17 protein-coding genes and 1 pseudogene are annotated in these 16,984 nt (G+C 58.8%); 13 read left to right on the plus strand and 5 right to left on the minus strand.

Features of this window, described 5'->3' with window-relative positions; genetic code table 11:
- Window positions 1-6: 6 nt before the first annotated feature.
- The 3 genes and pseudogenes from ASB65_RS12755 to ASB65_RS12765 all read left to right on the plus strand — a co-directional run.
- Window positions 7-762, plus strand: a pseudogene (locus ASB65_RS12755) (AzlC family ABC transporter permease); the annotation flags it as partial.
- Window positions 762-1,106: an AzlD domain-containing protein gene (locus tag ASB65_RS12760; protein ID WP_060724134.1), complete on the plus strand. Its 345-nt coding sequence runs from the start codon at window positions 762-764 to the stop codon at window positions 1,104-1,106. The pseudogene ASB65_RS12755 and the gene ASB65_RS12760, both read left to right, overlap by 1 nt.
- A 70-nt stretch (window positions 1,107-1,176) precedes the next feature.
- The gene (locus ASB65_RS12765) at window positions 1,177-2,127 is read left to right on the plus strand and encodes a phosphatase PAP2 family protein (RefSeq protein ID WP_060724135.1); all 951 of its coding nucleotides are present in this window, start codon (window positions 1,177-1,179) and stop codon (window positions 2,125-2,127) included.
- On the opposite strand, the gene ASB65_RS12770 is transcribed toward ASB65_RS12765, so the two are convergent.
- Complete coding sequence (locus ASB65_RS12770) at window positions 2,106-2,996, minus strand: LysR substrate-binding domain-containing protein (RefSeq protein ID WP_060724136.1); 891 nt, start codon at window positions 2,994-2,996, stop codon at window positions 2,106-2,108. The genes ASB65_RS12765 and ASB65_RS12770 overlap by 22 nt on opposite strands.
- A gap of 110 nt (window positions 2,997-3,106) precedes the next feature.
- Between ASB65_RS12770 and ASB65_RS12775 the strand changes: the two genes are divergently transcribed.
- The gene (locus ASB65_RS12775; protein ID WP_060724137.1) at window positions 3,107-3,958 is read left to right on the plus strand and encodes an urea carboxylase-associated family protein; all 852 of its coding nucleotides are present in this window, start codon (window positions 3,107-3,109) and stop codon (window positions 3,956-3,958) included.
- A 177-nt stretch (window positions 3,959-4,135) separates the two neighbouring features.
- Here ASB65_RS12775 and ASB65_RS12780 read toward each other — a convergent pair whose 3' ends face one another.
- The 4 genes from ASB65_RS12780 to ASB65_RS12795 are packed head-to-tail and all read right to left on the minus strand — an operon-like array spanning window position 4,136 to window position 6,987.
- The gene (locus tag ASB65_RS12780; RefSeq protein ID WP_003502549.1) at window positions 4,136-4,567 is read right to left on the minus strand and encodes an HIT family protein; all 432 of its coding nucleotides are present in this window, start codon (window positions 4,565-4,567) and stop codon (window positions 4,136-4,138) included.
- 22 nt (window positions 4,568-4,589) lie between these two features.
- Entirely contained in the window at window positions 4,590-5,783 is a 1,194-nt protein-coding gene (locus ASB65_RS12785; protein WP_003502551.1) for a GNAT family N-acetyltransferase, read from the minus strand.
- The gene (locus ASB65_RS12790; protein ID WP_020810318.1) at window positions 5,780-6,520 is read right to left on the minus strand and encodes a glycerophosphodiester phosphodiesterase; all 741 of its coding nucleotides are present in this window, start codon (window positions 6,518-6,520) and stop codon (window positions 5,780-5,782) included. Before ASB65_RS12790 ends, ASB65_RS12785 begins: the two co-directional genes overlap by 4 nt.
- Window positions 6,517-6,987: a RidA family protein gene (locus ASB65_RS12795; protein ID WP_003502555.1), complete on the minus strand. Its 471-nt coding sequence runs from the start codon at window positions 6,985-6,987 to the stop codon at window positions 6,517-6,519. Before ASB65_RS12795 ends, ASB65_RS12790 begins: the two co-directional genes overlap by 4 nt.
- A gap of 116 nt (window positions 6,988-7,103) precedes the next feature.
- On the opposite strand from ASB65_RS12795, the gene ASB65_RS12800 reads away from it, so the two are divergent.
- From ASB65_RS12800 to bamA, 9 genes are all read left to right on the plus strand, one after another.
- The gene (locus ASB65_RS12800; protein ID WP_003502556.1) at window positions 7,104-7,946 is read left to right on the plus strand and encodes a cell envelope integrity EipB family protein; all 843 of its coding nucleotides are present in this window, start codon (window positions 7,104-7,106) and stop codon (window positions 7,944-7,946) included.
- A 192-nt stretch (window positions 7,947-8,138) separates the two neighbouring features.
- Window positions 8,139-8,906, plus strand: coding sequence for a 30S ribosomal protein S2 (gene rpsB / locus ASB65_RS12805; RefSeq protein ID WP_003502558.1), 768 nt, complete (start codon window positions 8,139-8,141; stop codon window positions 8,904-8,906).
- A 360-nt stretch (window positions 8,907-9,266) separates the two neighbouring features.
- Window positions 9,267-10,193, plus strand: a complete 927-nt coding sequence (tsf, locus tag ASB65_RS12810; protein WP_020012416.1) for a translation elongation factor Ts — start codon at window positions 9,267-9,269, stop codon at window positions 10,191-10,193.
- Window positions 10,194-10,290: 97 nt separating this feature from the next.
- Complete coding sequence (gene pyrH / locus ASB65_RS12815) at window positions 10,291-11,013, plus strand: UMP kinase (protein WP_060724202.1); 723 nt, start codon at window positions 10,291-10,293, stop codon at window positions 11,011-11,013.
- A gap of 62 nt (window positions 11,014-11,075) precedes the next feature.
- On the plus strand, window positions 11,076-11,633 hold the full coding sequence (gene frr, locus ASB65_RS12820; RefSeq protein ID WP_003502562.1) for a ribosome recycling factor: 558 nt from the start codon (window positions 11,076-11,078) through the stop codon (window positions 11,631-11,633).
- A gap of 65 nt (window positions 11,634-11,698) precedes the next feature.
- The gene (locus tag ASB65_RS12825) at window positions 11,699-12,442 is read left to right on the plus strand and encodes an isoprenyl transferase (protein WP_003502563.1); all 744 of its coding nucleotides are present in this window, start codon (window positions 11,699-11,701) and stop codon (window positions 12,440-12,442) included.
- A complete protein-coding gene (locus tag ASB65_RS12830; protein ID WP_003502564.1) occupies window positions 12,442-13,275 on the plus strand; it encodes a phosphatidate cytidylyltransferase in 834 nt (277 codons plus the stop codon). Before ASB65_RS12825 ends, ASB65_RS12830 begins: the two co-directional genes overlap by 1 nt.
- A 49-nt stretch (window positions 13,276-13,324) precedes the next feature.
- Entirely contained in the window at window positions 13,325-14,446 is a 1,122-nt protein-coding gene (gene rseP / locus ASB65_RS12835) for an RIP metalloprotease RseP (RefSeq protein WP_162266779.1), read from the plus strand.
- A 199-nt stretch (window positions 14,447-14,645) separates the two neighbouring features.
- Window positions 14,646-16,970 (plus strand): outer membrane protein assembly factor BamA, encoded by a 2,325-nt coding sequence (bamA, locus tag ASB65_RS12840; RefSeq protein ID WP_060724139.1) that lies wholly within the window; start codon window positions 14,646-14,648, stop codon window positions 16,968-16,970.
- The last annotated feature ends 14 nt before the right edge of the window (window positions 16,971-16,984 follow it).

The following is a 16,984-nucleotide window of genomic DNA, read 5'->3' on the forward strand; positions in this document are numbered from 1 at the left end:
TCAGCAATGCACACTGCCGACAGCGATACCATCCCATTGCGCGGCTGGTTTTTCCGGGGGATGCGGGGCATATTCTCGCTGCCCTCGCTCATTCTCATGACATCTTTCGTCGGTTTCAGCGCTTTCGCACTCGAATCCGGGGTTGCGCGCGGCGAAGCCGTGTTCATGACGCTTGCCATCTGGGCCTTGCCGGCCAAGATGATCCTGATCGGTTCCATGGTCGGCGGCGCCAACCTCGCCGCCTGTTTTCTGGCGGTGACGCTGTCTTCGGTCCGCATGATGCCGATGGTCGCCTCCATCGTTCCGGAAATGCGTGGCGCGAAGACGCCGACATGGATTTTACTGTTCCTCTCACACTTCGTTGCAATCACCGCCTGGGTCTTTGCCACGCAGAATCTTTCCAAGGTGCCGCGTGAAGCCCGCGCCGCCTGGTTTGCCGGTTTTGGTATTACGCTCACCGTGGTCAATGCCATCATCGTCGGCCTGTGTTACGGCATCGTCGCCGCCTTTCCGCCTCTCGTCGCCGGCGTGCTGTTTTTTCTCACACCGGTCTATTTCGTGGCATCGATCTGGGCTTCGGCCCGTCATTCCGTCGTCAAGGTCGCCTTCGTCATCGGCGTCATCGCCGGACCCGCCTTCGCGGTGATTGCGCCGGAATTCGACATTCTCTATGCCGGGATCGGCGGCGGTACGGCGGCCTATCTGATCGACCGCCTCGTGTTTCGTCGCCGGATAAAGCCCGTCTCGCCGGAGAGCGAACCATGGGGACCGAACATTGGTGGGCACCCTATCTTTTCATCGCGATTGCCGGCTGGCTGGCGACCGATCTCTGGCGCTGGCTCGGCGTTCTCGCCGGTAACCGCCTGAAGGAAGATTCCGAGGCCCTGCACTGGGTAAGGGCGGGTGCCACCGCACTCGTCATGGCCGTCCCCGCCAAGCTGATCGTCTTTCCAACCGGTACACTTGAGGCGTCACCCCTATGGCTGCGCATTGGAGCCGCCACGCTCGGTTTCATCGCATTTCTGCTGGCGGGCCAGCGGGTCATCGTCGGTGTGGCGGTTCCGATCCTGCTTCTGGCGGGTGGATTGTTCGCACTCGGTTTCTGATGCTCGCTTTATCCGAATATTAAGCTCATTGCCCTACTTTGCCGCTGGTTGAAACAGGGACCGGAATTCAATGCGACTCTTTGCGGCAGAGCGTCTTGTACTTGGATTTATCGCAACATTATTCGTTATCGATGCGGTATTGATTGCGATCAAAGGCATTCGTGTCGATTACGCCGGATATCTTCTGTGCGTTCTGGCAGGCGTCGGCGTTTTTATCCTCGGTCAGCTATATCGCACTAGCGGGCGCGATCTTCGCATCGCAGTCGCCCTGATTTCTGGCGGGCTATTCATCCTGTTCACGCTTGCCGCTTCGATTTTCAACTACATGTTCCTACCTGTCGCCTTTCCAGCGATTGATCATGTGCTTTTCGGTGTGGATGCAGCGTTTGGCTACAGTTGGACGGGCGTCGTCTTGTGGGCGGCAACCCATCCATGGATCGGAACCGGACTGTTTTTCGTCTATGCCTCATCGTTGCCGCAGCTTCTGGTGATCGTCCTTACGCTCGGCTTCACCGGCAACCAGCGGATGCTGCACCACTTTCTGGTGACGGGAGTGCTGGGGGCGTTTGCATGTATCGTCTTTTGGATATTCTTCCCGACATTCGGACCTTCAGCCTATGTGCAATTGCCGCAGTGGGTATCACAGGCTATCCCCCTGGCCGTTGATAATAATTACGGCCAAGAGTTGAACCGCCTTATAACCGAGGGAGTGGTCTATCTTTCTCCCAAAAATGTCCTGGGGCTGATCGGCTTTCCATCGTTTCATATCTTCATGGCGGCAATGTCAGTCTGGTTCATGCCGCGTCACTGGGCGGTGATGGCAGCGATCTTGCCGATAAACCTGTTGATGCCGCTGGCCGTTCTTGTTCAGGGTGGACACCATCTTTCGGATGTTTTCGGCGGTCTCGCTGCTTTTGTCGTCATTTGTGCTGTATCGTCCCGCCTGCTCAACCGGCTGTCGGCAAGGGAACTGACCGAAGCGGCGGCCGCCTCCCGTATTCAGATCGTCGCGGCAGAATAATTGCGACGCGTTTCGCTCTCCCGGGCTTCCGCAACAAGCCAGTCCGATAATATGCGGGCCGGAGCGGTCATCTCTTCTGCTTCCATCAGCCAGTAATATTTCTCCGTATCGGCGGCCCGGTCGAAAAGCACGGTCAGTCGACCGTTGGCAATCTCGTCGTGAAGAAGCGCCGTCGGGCAAAGGCCGACGCCTTGTCCGGCTTTGAGTGCGGTCACGAGCAGATTGAAATCCGCGAAAACGGGGCCGGCATTATCGGGGAGGGATATCCCGTCGGCTGCGAACCAGTTCTGCCATGCCGTTTCGGTATCGTCATGTAGCAATTCCGCTCGCAACAGGCTGTCAACGTCGTCGAAAGGACCGAATTCGGCGGCATAGCTTGGCGCGCATGTCGGCCGGGTCTCAGCGCTAAAGAGAGCTACGGCATTTTCCCCGGAGACCACCCCATGCCCTATGGTAAGATCGGCCGGCACTGCATGATGCGCTCCGGAATAGCTGATGGATACCTGGATATCCGGGTAAAGCGCCCGGAAGCGGGGCAGGCGGGGAGTCAGAAAATGCGCCACGACGGAGGGCAGGCTGGCAAGGCGGACGGTCATGCGGTCACGGCCGCAGCTGATCCGCTCTGCGCCGGAGGCGATCTGCCGCAGGCCTGACGAAACCGTAAGACCGAATTCCCGGCCGGCCGGGGTGAGCCTCACGCCTCTGGCATGCCGCTCGAACAGGGCCACGCCAAGCCAGGCCTCCAGATTGCGCACATGCTGGCTCACGGCAGCCGCCGTCATGCCGAGTTCCTGCCCGGCTAGAGAAAAACTCGTTCTTCTGGCGGCGGCTTCGAATGCGCGGAGGGGGGCAAGGGGAGGCAGCTTCATGATTGCCAAGGCTAAGTCAGACTTGGCCTGAGCGCAAGAAAAACCCGTCTTGTCAGGCGGATATTCCTGACGCAATTTCGCATCGGTATTTTCATCGCTCAGAGGATTTCATGACCCCCATGCCCGTCGCCGAACCCGCTGACGCCGCTGCGCGCCGCGCCGTCCGTCCCGTTGTCGTTTATCCGAACGGCACGCTTGAGACGCCGGACCTCGCGCGCATGGCGCAGGCAAAGAATGGCATGGAAAAGATCGATGAGGTCATCGTGCCGCCGCGTGACGGTCGCGCCTTTCATGTGCCGAAGGGACATTTCTTTCGCATCGTGAGCATTGAAGGTCCGCAGGTGGGAGACCTGAACCTCTGGAACGCCCATGATCTGACCGAGCGGTTTTTCAGCGGCAAGACCCGCGCCCTGCACGCCACCCACGTTTCGGTCGGCAATCGGCTTTGGAGCAACCTGCCATCGCTGCGGCCAATGGCGACCATCACGCACGACACGCTGTCATGGTATGGCTTCGACGAAGACGGCGGCGGCGTGCATGACGTGATCGGCACCCGCTGCGATCCCTATACCAACAGGCTTTTGAGCGGCGGCGACTATCACCATTGCTGTCATTCGAACCTGACGAATGCGCTCGCCGCGGCCAAGGGCCTGTCGTTCGCGGAGGCTGAGCCGCATGTGCACGACGTGCTGAACGTGTTCATGTGCACGGGCTTTACCCGCGACACGCATCAATATTTCATGAAGGCGAGCCCGGTGCGGCCGGGAGATTATCTGGAGCTTTTTGCGGAGATCGATCTTATCGGCGCACTTTCCGCCTGCCCGGGCGGCGATTGCAGCGCCACGCATTCCAGCGATACGGCGGCCTGTTATCCGTTGAAGGTGGAGATATTCCGGCCGGATATGGCGGTGCTTGAAGGCTGGCCATGGCCGCAGAGGAATGCGTATCAGCCTGTGGAATGATGATAAGCACCACCGCCGTCATGCCGGACTAGATCCGGCATCCAGTCACGGCGCGTCGGCGCCGTAAGGATAGTCTTTGCGATCAAGGACTTGATCGCGCTGGACCCCGGATCCAGTCCGGGGTGACGATCTGCGGAAGCTGCGGTTTTGCCAGACGCGTTGGCGTCTTGGCACGCATCACGAAGCAAGCGCAGCCTTTATCTTCGCCGCGTGGGCCTTCAGTACCTCGCCATCGGCCATCACGCCGGAATGCGGCTTCAACGGCTCGCCTTCCTTGCGCGGAATGACGTGGAAATGCAGATGGAAAACGGTCTGTCCGGCCGCCGGCTCATTGAACTGGGCGACGAAGACGCCGTCTGCATCGAAGGCTTCCTTGGCCGCGACGGCCAGTTTCTGCACCACGGGAATTGTCCTTGCCAGAACCTCGGGGTCGGCATCGAGCAGATTGCGCGAGCCGGTCTTGGGAACGACGAGCAGATGGCCGGGGGCCTGCGGCATCACATCCATGAAAGCAAGCGTATGCTCGTCTTCGTAAAGCTTGTGGCTCGGAATTTCGCCACGCAGGATTTTTGCGAAGATATTGTTGTCGTCATAGGCGCTGGCCGTCATCGTGATCTCTCCTCGTAGCGGACTATACGTCCGGTTCCTGTCTCTCGCCCTTGCGGAAGGGCGTGTGTTCATCAAGATAATCGCCGATATGTTCGACCTCTTCGCGTTCGCGCTGAAGATAATCGGCAATGGCGCGGCGCAGGCCCGGATGGGCGATGAAATGCGCCGAATGGGTGGTCACCGGCACGTAACCACGCGCCAGCTTGTGCTCGCCCTGGGCGCCCGCTTCCACCCGTTTCAACCCCTTCGCCAGCGCAAAATCGATTGCCTGATGGTAACAGACCTCGAAATGCAGGAAGGGATGATCCTCGATGCAGCCCCAATGGCGACCATAAAGCGCATCCGAGCCTATGAAGTTGATTGCCCCCGCAATATAGCGCCCATCGCGTTTCGCCATCACCAGCAGCACATCATCGGCCATGCGCTCGCCGATCAGCGAATAGAACTCCCGCGTGAGATAAGGCCGGCCCCATTTGCGGCTGCCGGTATCCATGTAGAAGGCGAAGAACTGGTCCCAGATGTCTTCGGTGAGGTCGCTTCCGGTCAACCAGTCGATCTCGATACCGTGTTCCAGCGCCGCACGGCGTTCCTTTTTCAGCCCCTTTCGCTTGCGCGAAGAAAGGGCATCGAGAAAATCATCGTGGTCGCGATAGCCATCATTGATGAAGTGGAACTGTTGGTCTGTCCTGTGCAGGAAATCGCGGGGCAGAAGAGCAGACAGATCGTCTTCTTCGAGAAACGTGACATGGGCGGAAGAGACGCCGATCTTTTCGGTCACCTGGGCGAGGCCGGAGGCAAGAAGCGGTTTAAAGCGCGTTTCGTCCACCGCTTCGGAAACGAGCAGGCGTGGCCCGGTTGCCGGCGTGAAGGGCACCGAGCATTGCAGCTTCGGATAATAGTGGCCGCCGGCCCGCTCGAAAGCATCCGCCCAGCCGTGGTCGAAGACGTATTCGCCCTTGCTGTGGTTTTTCAGATAGGCCGGCACTGCGCCGACGAGCACACCGGAGGCATTTTCGAGAAGAAGATGGTGGCCAAGCCAGCCGGTCTTGGCTGTCGCTGACCCTGACTCTTCCATGGATGATAAAAATTCATGGGAGATAAAAGGGTTGTAGTATTTTCCTGATGTATTGCGCGATGTTCCGGAAAGCCGTTTCCAGCTTTCCGGATCGATATCCCCAAAGGATTGCGCAATGCTGATGGAATAGTCTTCTGTCATGCCGTCGCGGATGGGTTCTCTCTAGGGTCGAAACCTTCGAATGTCATCTGGTCCGCATATTTATAGGTAGTCTCGCGCGCATTTTCATCCCTGACCGTCCAGGTAATCACCGGAAGCCCGAGTTTTCTTTGCGCCTCGATAAAGCTGTTGGGCAGATGACCCCAATGATAGGAAATGAAATCGAGCCCCAGCTGCATCGCTTCATCATGTTTGAAGAAGTCTTCCGGCTTGTCGCCTTCGGCGGTGAGGCCCAGCGGCCAGGGTGAACCCGCAGCCTTCAGGTCCTTCAGCAGGTGATGGTCGAAGCTCATCAGCGCCACATGGCCCTTATAGCCTTCGAGGTCCTCCAGAACCGCCTCGGCAAAACCGTCATCGACGCCTTCGCCGGCACGGCCCTTGAGCTCGATCACCAGCGGCACCTTGCCGGCGCAGAGCGCCAGAAGCTGCTTGAGGATAGGCACGCGGTCCTTGGTCTGCCCGACGGCAAGAAGGGACAGCTCGGCCGATGTGCGTTCGCGCACGTCGCCCTTGATGCCCGTCAGGCGGGCCATGTCGTCGTCGTGAAAAATCACCGGAACGCTGTCGGCTGCCAGCTGAACGTCGCATTCGATGGCGAAACCGGCCTCGATGGCGCGGGAAAAGGCGGAAAGCGTGTTTTCCCAGACCGCCTTGTTGAGATCATGATAACCGCGATGGGCGACAGGCTCAGCCGTCAGCCAGGAAAGCTTGAGCGTCATACGTCGATTTCCACGATGGCGTCGATTTCGACTGATGCGTTGAAGGGCAGGCAGGCCATGCCGACGGCGGCGCGGGCATGTTTGCCGGCATCACCGAGAACATTGGCGAGAAGATTGGAGGCGCCATTGATGACGAGATGCTGTTCCACGAACTCCGGAACCGAGGCAACAAAGCCATTCAGCTTGATGACACGGCGGATTTTCGAGAGGTCACCATTCAAAGCGGCCTTGACCTGTGCGAGAATGTTGACGGCGCATAATTCGGCCGCGCGCTGGGCGCCTGGCACGTCGACATCGCGGCCAACGAGGCCCGTCACCGCAATCTTGCCTGATTCCATCGGCAGTTGACCCGATACATAAAGAAGATTGCCGCTGATGGTGAACGGAACGTAGTTTGCGGCTGGCGCCGCGGCGACGGGAAGCGTGAAGCCAAGTTCCTTGAGGCGGCCTTCGATGACGTCCGACATTTTCGTCTCCGGTTTTGTTGTAAATCCTTCAAGAATCCGGCATTCAGAAGATGTTGATCCAAAAGCCGGGCGGTTGCTTGTACAATATGAGCGGCGAGTCCAACAGGAGATATTGCATGTTTGTCAGGACGCTTGGTTTCGTTGCCGCAACAGGGCTTATGACCGGCCTGTCAAGCGCTGCCAATGCCTTGCCCGTCACGGTTCCGGATCTCGTCGCCCACCGCGCCGTCTACGATCTCGAACTCAAGGATGCGTCGGATCGCTCCGGCATCGAGGGCATGACCGGCCGCATGGTCTATGAATTCACCGGCTCATCCTGTCAGGGTTACAAGACCGATTTCCGTTTCGTGACGCAGATCAACACCGGCGACGCCGTGCGCATGACCGACCAGCAGACCACGACTTTCGAAGACCTTGCCGCGAAGAAATTCACCTTCGAGACCAAATCCTACACCGACGACAAGCTGGACAAGGAAGTGCAGGGGGCCGCAACCGACAGCACCGAGGGCGTGAAGGTCGATCTGACCCGGCCGGATGCCCGCCAGATCAGTCTCGTCGCCAGCGAATTCCCGACACAGCACATGTTTCAGGTCATCGAACATGCGAAACAGGGAAAGCGCATTTTCGAATCCCGGATATTCGACGGTTCTGATGATGGCGACGAAAGCCTGATCACCTCCACGCTGGTCGGCAAGTCGCAAATGCCGAAGGATGGCGATGCCGACGCCGGCAAGGCGGGCGAATTCGCCAAGGCTGCCTTCTGGCCGGTAACGATCGCCTATTACAACGACAAGACCGGCACTGACGCCCTGCCGATCTACCGCATGTCGTTCAAGCTTTACGAAAACGGAATCACCCGCGATCTGACGATGGATTACGGCGATTTCGTCCTGACGGGAAAGCTTGCGAAGCTCGATATTCTCAAGCCCGAAACCTGCGAAAACAAGCCGGTTCGCTGAAACGCGGCTATTTCGCCGGTTTTTTCGCATAAATGCTTGCATTTTCACGCGGGCGACTGTATGCGGCTCACCATTCCACACGCGAAGCTTGGGATGTTCCGGGAGAAATCCGGTCCGTTCCGCCCGGTGGTGTCGATGAAAATCGGCGCTGTTCGCTTCGCGGGGGTTAAACCGGAAAAGGAGTAACAAGGCATGGCATTGCCCGATTTTTCTATGCGTCAGCTTCTGGAAGCTGGTGTTCACTTCGGCCACCAGACGCACCGCTGGAACCCGAAGATGAAGCCGTACATCTTCGGCGATCGTAACAACATCCACATCATCGACCTGGCTCAGACCGTTCCGATGCTGTCGCGCGCCCTTCAGGTCGTGTCCGACACCGTTGCCCGTGGCGGCCGCGTTCTGTTCGTCGGCACCAAGCGTCAGGCGTCCGAAATCATCGCCGACAGCGCAAAGCGTTCGGCCCAGTACTACGTCAACTCCCGCTGGCTCGGCGGCATGATGACCAACTGGAAGACCATTTCGAACTCGATCCAGCGTCTGCGCAAGGTTGACGAAATCCTGAACTCGGAAGGCTCCGGCTACTCCAAGAAGGAACGCCTGAACCTTGAGCGCGAGCGCGAAAAGCTTGAAAAGGCTCTCGGCGGTATCCGCGATATGGGCGGCGTTCCGGACCTGATGTTCATCATCGACACCAACAAGGAAAAGATCGCGATCGAAGAAGCCAAGCGTCTTGGCATTCCGGTCGTTGCGATCATCGACAGCAACTGCGACCCGGACCATATCGACTACCCGATCCCGGGTAACGACGATGCTTCGCGCGCCATCTCGCTCTACTGCGACCTGATTGCCCGCGCTGCCATCGACGGTATTGCCCGTCAGCAGGGTGCTTCCGGCCGCGACATCGGCGCTTCTGAAGAAGCTCCGATCGAGCCCGCTCTCGAAGACGAGGCTGGCGCCTGATTTAGGCCCTGTCTGGCGGCGATTTCTTAATCGCCGTCTCCTCGACCAGGATATGACAAGGCCGTCAAAGACCTTCAATGGGTTGACGGCCTTGTTCGTTTCAAGCGCTCCGCCACGTTTTTTGGAAACCGCTGGCGTCTGACGTGGTTGAAACGCAAGGCAGTCTTCATAACGCTGTCACACTTCGGCGGCACCCATCATTTCGATGTATGGAGACGCCGCAGCACTTGGGAATGCGCATGCCCCTTTCCTGAAATCCTCTTCGGTTTCAAAGGGTGTGCGGCCGGGTACAGTCATCACCCAGAACTTCGGCACGGCAAATTCCGCCGGCTGACCGATCGAACCGATAAGAGGCAAACAATGACCGAAATCACAGCCGCAATGGTGAAGGAACTGCGCGAGAAGTCTGGCGCAGGCATGATGGACTGCAAGAAGGCTCTTGCTGAGACCAATGGCGACATGGAAGCGGCGATCGACTGGCTGCGCGCCAAGGGCATCGCAAAGGCCGACAAGAAGTCCGGCCGTACGGCTGCCGAAGGTCTGGTCGGCGTTGCCACCATGGGTCACAAGGCTGTTGTTGTCGAGCTGAACTCCGAAACCGACTTCGTTGCCCGCAACGATGCGTTCCAGGACCTCATCCGCGGTATCGCCCAGGTTGCCCTCACCACCGACGGCACCGTTGACGCTGTTTCCGCTGCGACCTATCCGGCAACCGGCAAGTCCGTTTCCGACAGCATCAAGGACGCGATCGCGACGATCGGTGAAAACATGACGCTGCGCCGCTCGGCTGCACTCGAAGTGCCGCACGGTGTTGTTGCGACCTACATCCACAACGCTGCCGGCGACGGCATCGGCAAGCTCGGCGTTCTCGTTGCCCTGAAGTCGGACGGCGACAAGGCCGTTCTGAACTCGATCGGCCGCCAGGTTGCCATGCACATCGCTGCGACCAACCCGCTCGCCATCCGCGCTGAAGAAGTCGACGCTGCCGTGGCCGAGCGCGAGCGCAACGTCTTCATCGAACAGGCCCGCGAATCCGGCAAGCCGGAAGCCATCATCGAAAAGATGGTTGATGGCCGCATGCGCAAGTTCTTCGAAGAAGTCGCCCTTCTGTCGCAGGCTTTCGTCATCAACCCCGACATCACTGTCGGCGCTGCCGTCAAGGAAGCCGAAAAGGAAGCCGGCGCGGCTATCGAAGTGACGGGCATGGTTCGCCTGCTGCTCGGCGAAGGCGTCGAGAAGGAAGAAAGCGATTTCGCAGCAGAAGTCGCCGCAGTCGCCAAGGGCTGATTATATTTACCCAATCTTGGGAAAACGGGAGGGCATCGCGTGACAACGCGGTGCCCTTCGTGTATCCGCGTTTCGGTTACATTTCCGAGGAGTCATGATGTCTTCCAAGCCGATCTACAAACGTGTTCTTCTCAAGGCTTCCGGCGAAGCCCTTATGGGCGATCAGGGTTTCGGTATCGATGTGGCGGTTGGAGACCGTATCGCCTCCGATATTGCCGAGGCGAGGGCGATGGGCGTTGAAGTCGGCGTTGTCGTCGGCGGTGGCAATATTTTCCGCGGCGTTGCCGTGGCGTCCAAGGGCGGTGATCGCGTTACCGGCGACCATATGGGCATGCTGGCCACCGTCATCAACGCGCTGGCGCTCGCAACCTCCCTGCGCAAGCTCAGCATTGACACCGTCGTTCTGTCCGCAATTGCGATGCCGGAAATCTGTGAGAGCTTCTCGCAGCGTGCAGCGCTCCACCATCTGGCGCAGGGCCGTGTGGTGATTTTTGCCGGCGGCACGGGCAACCCCTTCTTCACAACCGATTCCGCTGCAGCGCTGCGCGCCGCGGAAATGGGCGCGGAAGCAATCTTCAAGGGCACCCAGGTGGACGGCATCTATTCCGCCGATCCGAAAAAGGACCCGACAGCCACCCGTTTCGACGAGCTGACCCACAGCGAAGTGCTCGGCAAGGGACTGGCGGTCATGGATATCGCAGCTGTCGCGCTTGCCCGCGAGAATCACATCCCGATCATTGTTTTCTCGATCCACGAGAAGGGCGGTTTCGCGCAGATATTGACCGGCGGTGGCCGCAAGACCATCGTGCACGACAAGTAATCAAAAAAGACGCCGCCCCCTGGGCGAATTCCGGCCACAGCCGACAGAGACGGAGTATCAAGATGAGTGGTATTGACCTCAACGATATCAAGCGCCGCATGGATGGCGCCATCAACGCATTCAAGAGCGATATCGCATCGCTGCGCACCGGCCGGGCTTCGGCAAACATTCTCGATCCGGTCACCATTGAAGCTTACGGTTCGCGTGTGCCGCTCAACCAGGTCGCAAACATCACGGTTCCGGAGCCGCGGATGCTCGGGGTCAACATCTGGGACAAGTCGATGGTCAATGCCGTCGATCGCGCGATCCGCGAATCCAATCTCGGCCTCAACCCGATCGTCGATGGTCAGAACCTCAGAATTCCGCTGCCTGAACTGAACGAAGAGCGCCGCAAGTCGCTCGTCAAGGTCGCTCATGATTATGCCGAAAAGTCCAAGGTCGCGATTCGCCATGTGCGCCGCGACGGCATGGATGGTCTGAAAAAAGCCGAAAAGGATGGTGACATCGGTCAGGACGAAAGCCGTGGACAGTCGGAAAAGGTGCAGAAAATGACCGACGACACGATTTCGGAAATTGACCGCTTGCTTGCCGAGAAGGAAAAGGAAATCATGCAGGTCTGATATCGCTTGCGATAGACCTGTATTTTATTCGTTTTAATTCCGCGCTGCCCTGTTACTGGATCGATATGCCGACGACGACACGTTCCTCCATACCCGAGCACGTCGCCATCATCATGGATGGCAATGGACGCTGGGCAAAGCAGCGCGGTCTTCCGCGCGTGATGGGGCATCGCCGCGGGGTGGAGGCCGTACGCGAGACCGTGCGCGCGGCCGGTGATTGCGGAATACGCTATCTCACGCTGTTTGCCTTCTCGTCGGAAAACTGGCGCAGGCCCGAATCCGAGGTGAGTGACCTGATGGGGCTTTTGAAGGCTTTCATCCGGCGTGACCTTGCCGAACTGCATCGCGAAAATGTCCGCGTGCGGATCATCGGTGACCGGCAGGGGCTGAAGACCGACATACGCTCTCTCCTCGAAGAGGCGGAGCAGATGACGGCTGGCAATACCAAGCTGACGCTGGTGATCGCCTTCAACTATGGAAGCCGTGACGAGATTGCGCGCGCGACGGTGGCAATCGCCCGCGATGTCGCCGAAGGCCGGCTCGATGCCGCTTCGATCACGCCGGAGATGATTTCGGCCCGGCTTGACACGTCGGGCATGCCGGATCCGGATCTTATCATCCGCACCAGTGGCGAAGAGCGCCTGTCGAACTTCCTGCTCTGGCAGGCCGCTTATTCTGAGTTCCTCTTCGTTCCCGAATATTGGCCCGACTTCGACCGCCAGCGATTCTTCTCCGCAATCGAGCAATATGCAACGCGTGACCGCCGCTTTGGTGCACTCACCGAGCAGGTTGCCGTGGCAGGCGCCTGATGAGCCGTGAACTCAGACTGCGGATCGTCTCCGCAATCGTCATGGCAGCGGTCATTCTGGCCGCGACCTGGTATGGCGGCATTCTGTTCCGCATCGTCGCGGGTCTTCTGGCGATCCTCATCTATTATGAATGGTCGACGATTACCCGGCTGTCGGAGGCCAACCCGACCGGCAATGCCTGGGGCTGGTTCGCGGTCGCCGTTATCGCCGGCAACACGATTTTCGGCGAATCCTCGCTCGATCTGCCGCTTTTATCCGGCTTCACGCTGACCGCAGCCCTGTTTCCGGTTTTGCGCGGCAGGAACTGGTGGCTGGTGGGTGGCATTTTTTATGCGGGTCTGAGCGGCATATCGCTGGCGGCCATTCGCGGTGATGAGCTGACGGGCTTCGTGTCCATCCTTTTCATCTTCGCCGTTGTCTGGTCGACGGATATTCTCGCCTATTTCGTTGGACGCGCCATTGGCGGGCCGAAGCTTGCGCCTTCGATTTCGCCCGGCAAGACCTGGTCGGGTGCGATCGGCGGGGCAGTGGCGGCTGTGATCGGCGGCGGCGCGGTGTCCATGGCCTATCACGGCAGAATCAGCCTGCTGGTGCTGGGGCTCGCGTTCATCCTGTCGGTATTCAGCCAGATCGGTGATCTCTTTGAATCCTTCGTGAAACGACGTTTCCAGGTCAAGGATTCCAGCCATCTCATTCCGGGCCATGGCGGCTTCATGGACCGTGTTGACGGTCTTGTTTTCGCCTGCTTTACGGTATTCCTCATTGCTTTCGTGCATGCGGCGGCAACCGGTGACGTGCCCGGATCGGGCGGCGGTCTGTTGCCGGGTTTCTGAGCGGCGCGAAAGGTCACGACATAAAGGGCAGATTGTCATGAACACAGTAATGGCGGCGCCCGGCTTTCTGACCGGCTATATCGTGCCCTTCATCCTGGTGCTGTCCCTGCTCGTTTTTGTCCATGAAATGGGCCACTATCTGGTCGGGCGCTGGTGCGGCATCCGTTCCACGGCATTTTCCATCGGCTTCGGCCCGGAGCTGATCGGTTTCACCGACAAGCGTGGTACGAGATGGAAGATTTCCGCGATCCCGCTCGGCGGTTACGTCCAGTTCTTCGGGGATGAGGATGCCGCCAGCAAACCGGATAGTTCCGGCCTGTCGCATATGTCGCTGGAGGGGAGGGCGCAGACGCTTTCAGGCGCAAAGCTGTGGAAAAGAGCGGCCACGGTTGCTGCGGGCCCGATCGCAAATTTCATTCTCGCCATTCTCATCTTCGCGGTGCTTTTCGGCATTTATGGCCGGATGATTGCCGATCCAGTCGTGGCGGAAGTGCGCGAAAACAGCGCTGCCGCCGCAGCTGGCGTGCGGCCCGGCGACCGACTGGTCGCGATCGATGGCGAAAAGGTGATGACTTTCGAGGATGTCCGTCGTTACGTCGGCATCCGCCCGGGCACGCCGATCACCGTAACTGTCGAAAGGGCAGGCGAGGAGCTGAAGCTGCCGATGGTTCCGACGCGCACGGAAACCACTGACCAGTTCGGCAACAAGCTGGAAATGGGCATTATCGGCATCGTCACCGACCAGACCAGCGGCAATTTCCGCCACATCGAATATTCGCCGACCGAGGCGCTGGTTGAGGGCGTGCGCGAAACCGGCCACGTCATTACCGGCACCTTCAACTATATCGGCAACCTCGTGACCGGCCGCATGAATGCCGATCAGCTGGGCGGTCCGGTGCGTGTCGCGCAGGCGTCCGGCCAGATGGCGACGCTCGGCATTTCCGCCGTTATCCAGCTTGCCGCAGTCCTTTCCGTTTCGATCGGTCTGCTGAACCTGATGCCCGTCCCGGTTCTGGACGGCGGCCATCTGGTGTTTTACGCGATCGAGGCCATTCGCGGCAGGCCGCTCGGCGCGGGCGCGCAGGAAGTCGCGTTCCGTATCGGCATGATGATGATTTTGGGTCTTATGGTTTTTGCAACATGGAATGATATCAGCAGCTTGATCGGCTGAGGATTGTGTTTTAACGGTTTTGTTAGTTGTTTGTTTACCTTGTTTTTATGCCGAAGTGGCGAATGCGCCACTCTGGATCACGAAGTAAACAGAATTTAACGTTCTGACTTGCTTGTAGGGGAAAAGCAGGTAAAACGACGCACATGGCCGGAGTCGGGTTCCGCCCGCTGAGGGACAACGTAAAAAGGTAAGAATTGAAATGAAGGCTGGTTCAAGATTTTTGAACGCGGTGTCGGCGGTTGCGCTGTCTGCTGGTGTTTCTTCGGTTGCGGGCCTTGGCGTGCTTGCCTCTGCTGGTGTTGCGAATGCAGCCGTCATCAGCAAGATCGATGTTCGCGGGGCCGAGAGGTCCGGTGCGGACTCCGTGCGCTCCAACATCACCATTGCGCCGGGTAAGAACTTTTCCAATTCGGATATCGATGAATCGGTGAAGCGTCTTTACGCCACCGGTTACTTCTCGAATGTCTCCATGCGCGTTTCCGGCAGCACGCTGGTCGTCACTGTTAACGAGAACCAGCTGGTCAACCAGGTGGTCTTCAACGGTAACCGCAAGATCAAGGACGACAAGCTCGCCGGCGTCGTGCAGACACAGGCGCTTGGCCCCTTCAATCAGGCTATCGTGACGGCGGATATCGCCCGCATCAAGGAAGCCTATGCCGCGATCGGCCGTAGTGACGTCGAAATCACCACGCAGACCGTTTCCGTCGGTCAGGGCCGTGTGAACATTGCTTTCGTCATCAATGAAGGCGAGCGCACGAAGATCGGCCGTATCGATTTCGTCGGCAACAATGCCTACAGCGATGGTCGTCTGGCCGCCGTCATCAATACCAAGAAGTCCAACATGCTGTCGTTCCTGACGCGTAAGGACGTTTATAACGAGGACAAGCTGCGCGCCGACGAAGAGGCGCTGCGCCAGTTCTATTACAACCGCGGTTACGCCGACTTCCGGGTCGTGTCCTCCGAGGCGGTGCTGGACGAGTCCAAGAACGAATACACCGTCTCCATCACGGTCGATGAAGGTCAGCGTTATAACTTCGGCAACGTTGCGGTCGAATCGACCGTTCCGGGCGTCGATGGTTCCGAACTTCAGGGCCTCGTGGAAACCCGTCAGGGTGGCAGCTACAGCGCCAAGGAAGTTCAGCAGAGCATGGAAGCGATTTCCAAGCGCGTGGCCGGCGAAGGTTATCCCTTTGCCCGCGTAACGCCGCGCGGCGACCGTGACATGGCTGGCAACACCATCGGCGTAACCTATATCGTCGATCAGGGCGAGCGCGCCTATGTCGAGCGCATCGAAATCCGTGGCAACACCCGTACGCGTGACTACGTCATTCGTCGCGAGTTCGATATCTCCGAAGGCGACGCGTTCAACCAGACGGTCATCACGGCTGCAAAGCGCCGTCTCGAGGCGCTCGGCTATTTCTCGAAGGTCAATATCTCGACCGCCGGCGGCAGCGCGCCTGACCGCGTCGTGATTGTTGTCGATGTGGAAGACCAGTCGACGGGTTCGTTCGGTATCGGTGCGGGTTACTCGCAGAACGACGGCGTTCTGCTCGAAGCCTCCATCGAAGAAAAGAACTTCCTCGGTCGTGGACAGTACATTCGTCTCGCCGCTGGTGCGGGTGAAGACGATGCACGTAGCTACACGCTGTCCTTCACCGAGCCTTACTTCCTCGGCTATCGTCTTGCCGCAGGTTTCGACCTGTTCAAGAGCCAGAGCCGCAGCGAAGATTATTACGACTACGACGAGCAGGGTTTCGCGCTGCGTGTAACCGCGCCGATTACCGAAGATCTCTCGACGACGTTCAAGTACACCTACAAGCAGCTCAACTATGATGGCGAAGGCGACTGGGAAACCGGCAGCAATCTTGCCGCGCCTTATAAAGACCTGATCCGTGGCGGTGACTGGACGCAGTCCATCATTTCGAACACGCTGAACTACAATACGCTCGACGACCGCAACATGCCGCGTGAAGGCTGGCAGGCTGCTCTGACGAACGAATTTGCAGGCCTCGGCGGCGATTCTGAATATTACAAGATCTACGCCAAGGCTCGTTTCTTCTATACGCTGTCTGACGAATACGATGTCATCGGCTCGCTCACGGGTCAGGCCGGTCACGTAGTGCCGACGGGCGACAATCTGCTGGTCTTCGATCAGTTCAAGTTCGGCGGCCGTCAGGTTCGCGGCTTCAAGAACGACGGTATCGGTCCGCGTATCGGCTCCGACTCCATCGGCGGCACGACCTATTTCGCCGCGTCTGCTGAAGTCACGGCTCCGATGCCTGGCGTTCCGGAAGATTTCGGTCTGCGCCTCGCAGGCTTCGTTGATGCCGGCACGCTCTATGGCAACAAGGTTGCCAACAGCGCAGGTGTGAAGGACGACAACTCCATCCGTGCATCCGCTGGTATCGGCGTGATGTGGGCGTCGCCCTTTGGTCCGATCCGAGTCGACTACGCGGTACCGATCGCCAAGGAAGACTACGACGAGGAACAGCGTTTCCGGTTTGGCATGTCCAACACTTTCTGATATCGGCAGTCCAG

Source organism: Agrobacterium tumefaciens str. B6 (assembly GCF_001541315.1).
GTDB classification, from domain to species: domain Bacteria; phylum Pseudomonadota; class Alphaproteobacteria; order Rhizobiales; family Rhizobiaceae; genus Agrobacterium; species Agrobacterium radiobacter.

Bases quoted from the DNA above. Each gene is read 5' to 3' on its own strand.
- ASB65_RS12760 (WP_060724134.1), top strand. From the start codon at position 762: ATGGGGACCGAACATTGGTGGGCACCCTATCTTTTCATCGCGATTGCC.
- ASB65_RS12765 (WP_060724135.1), top strand. From the start codon at position 1,177: ATGCGACTCTTTGCGGCAGAGCGTCTTGTACTTGGATTTATCGCAACA.
- ASB65_RS12770 (WP_060724136.1), bottom strand. From the start codon at position 2,996: ATGAAGCTGCCTCCCCTTGCCCCCCTCCGCGCATTCGAAGCCGCCGCC.
- ASB65_RS12775 (WP_060724137.1), top strand. From the start codon at position 3,107: ATGACCCCCATGCCCGTCGCCGAACCCGCTGACGCCGCTGCGCGCCGC.
- ASB65_RS12780 (WP_003502549.1), bottom strand. From the start codon at position 4,567: ATGACGGCCAGCGCCTATGACGACAACAATATCTTCGCAAAAATCCTG.
- ASB65_RS12785 (WP_003502551.1), bottom strand. From the start codon at position 5,783: ATGACAGAAGACTATTCCATCAGCATTGCGCAATCCTTTGGGGATATC.
- ASB65_RS12790 (WP_020810318.1), bottom strand. From the start codon at position 6,520: ATGACGCTCAAGCTTTCCTGGCTGACGGCTGAGCCTGTCGCCCATCGC.
- ASB65_RS12795 (WP_003502555.1), bottom strand. From the start codon at position 6,987: ATGTCGGACGTCATCGAAGGCCGCCTCAAGGAACTTGGCTTCACGCTT.
- ASB65_RS12800 (WP_003502556.1), top strand. From the start codon at position 7,104: ATGTTTGTCAGGACGCTTGGTTTCGTTGCCGCAACAGGGCTTATGACC.
- rpsB (WP_003502558.1), top strand. From the start codon at position 8,139: ATGGCATTGCCCGATTTTTCTATGCGTCAGCTTCTGGAAGCTGGTGTT.
- tsf (WP_020012416.1), top strand. From the start codon at position 9,267: ATGACCGAAATCACAGCCGCAATGGTGAAGGAACTGCGCGAGAAGTCT.
- pyrH (WP_060724202.1), top strand. From the start codon at position 10,291: ATGTCTTCCAAGCCGATCTACAAACGTGTTCTTCTCAAGGCTTCCGGC.
- frr (WP_003502562.1), top strand. From the start codon at position 11,076: ATGAGTGGTATTGACCTCAACGATATCAAGCGCCGCATGGATGGCGCC.
- ASB65_RS12825 (WP_003502563.1), top strand. From the start codon at position 11,699: ATGCCGACGACGACACGTTCCTCCATACCCGAGCACGTCGCCATCATC.
- ASB65_RS12830 (WP_003502564.1), top strand. From the start codon at position 12,442: ATGAGCCGTGAACTCAGACTGCGGATCGTCTCCGCAATCGTCATGGCA.
- rseP (WP_162266779.1), top strand. From the start codon at position 13,325: ATGGCGGCGCCCGGCTTTCTGACCGGCTATATCGTGCCCTTCATCCTG.
- bamA (WP_060724139.1), top strand. From the start codon at position 14,646: ATGAAGGCTGGTTCAAGATTTTTGAACGCGGTGTCGGCGGTTGCGCTG.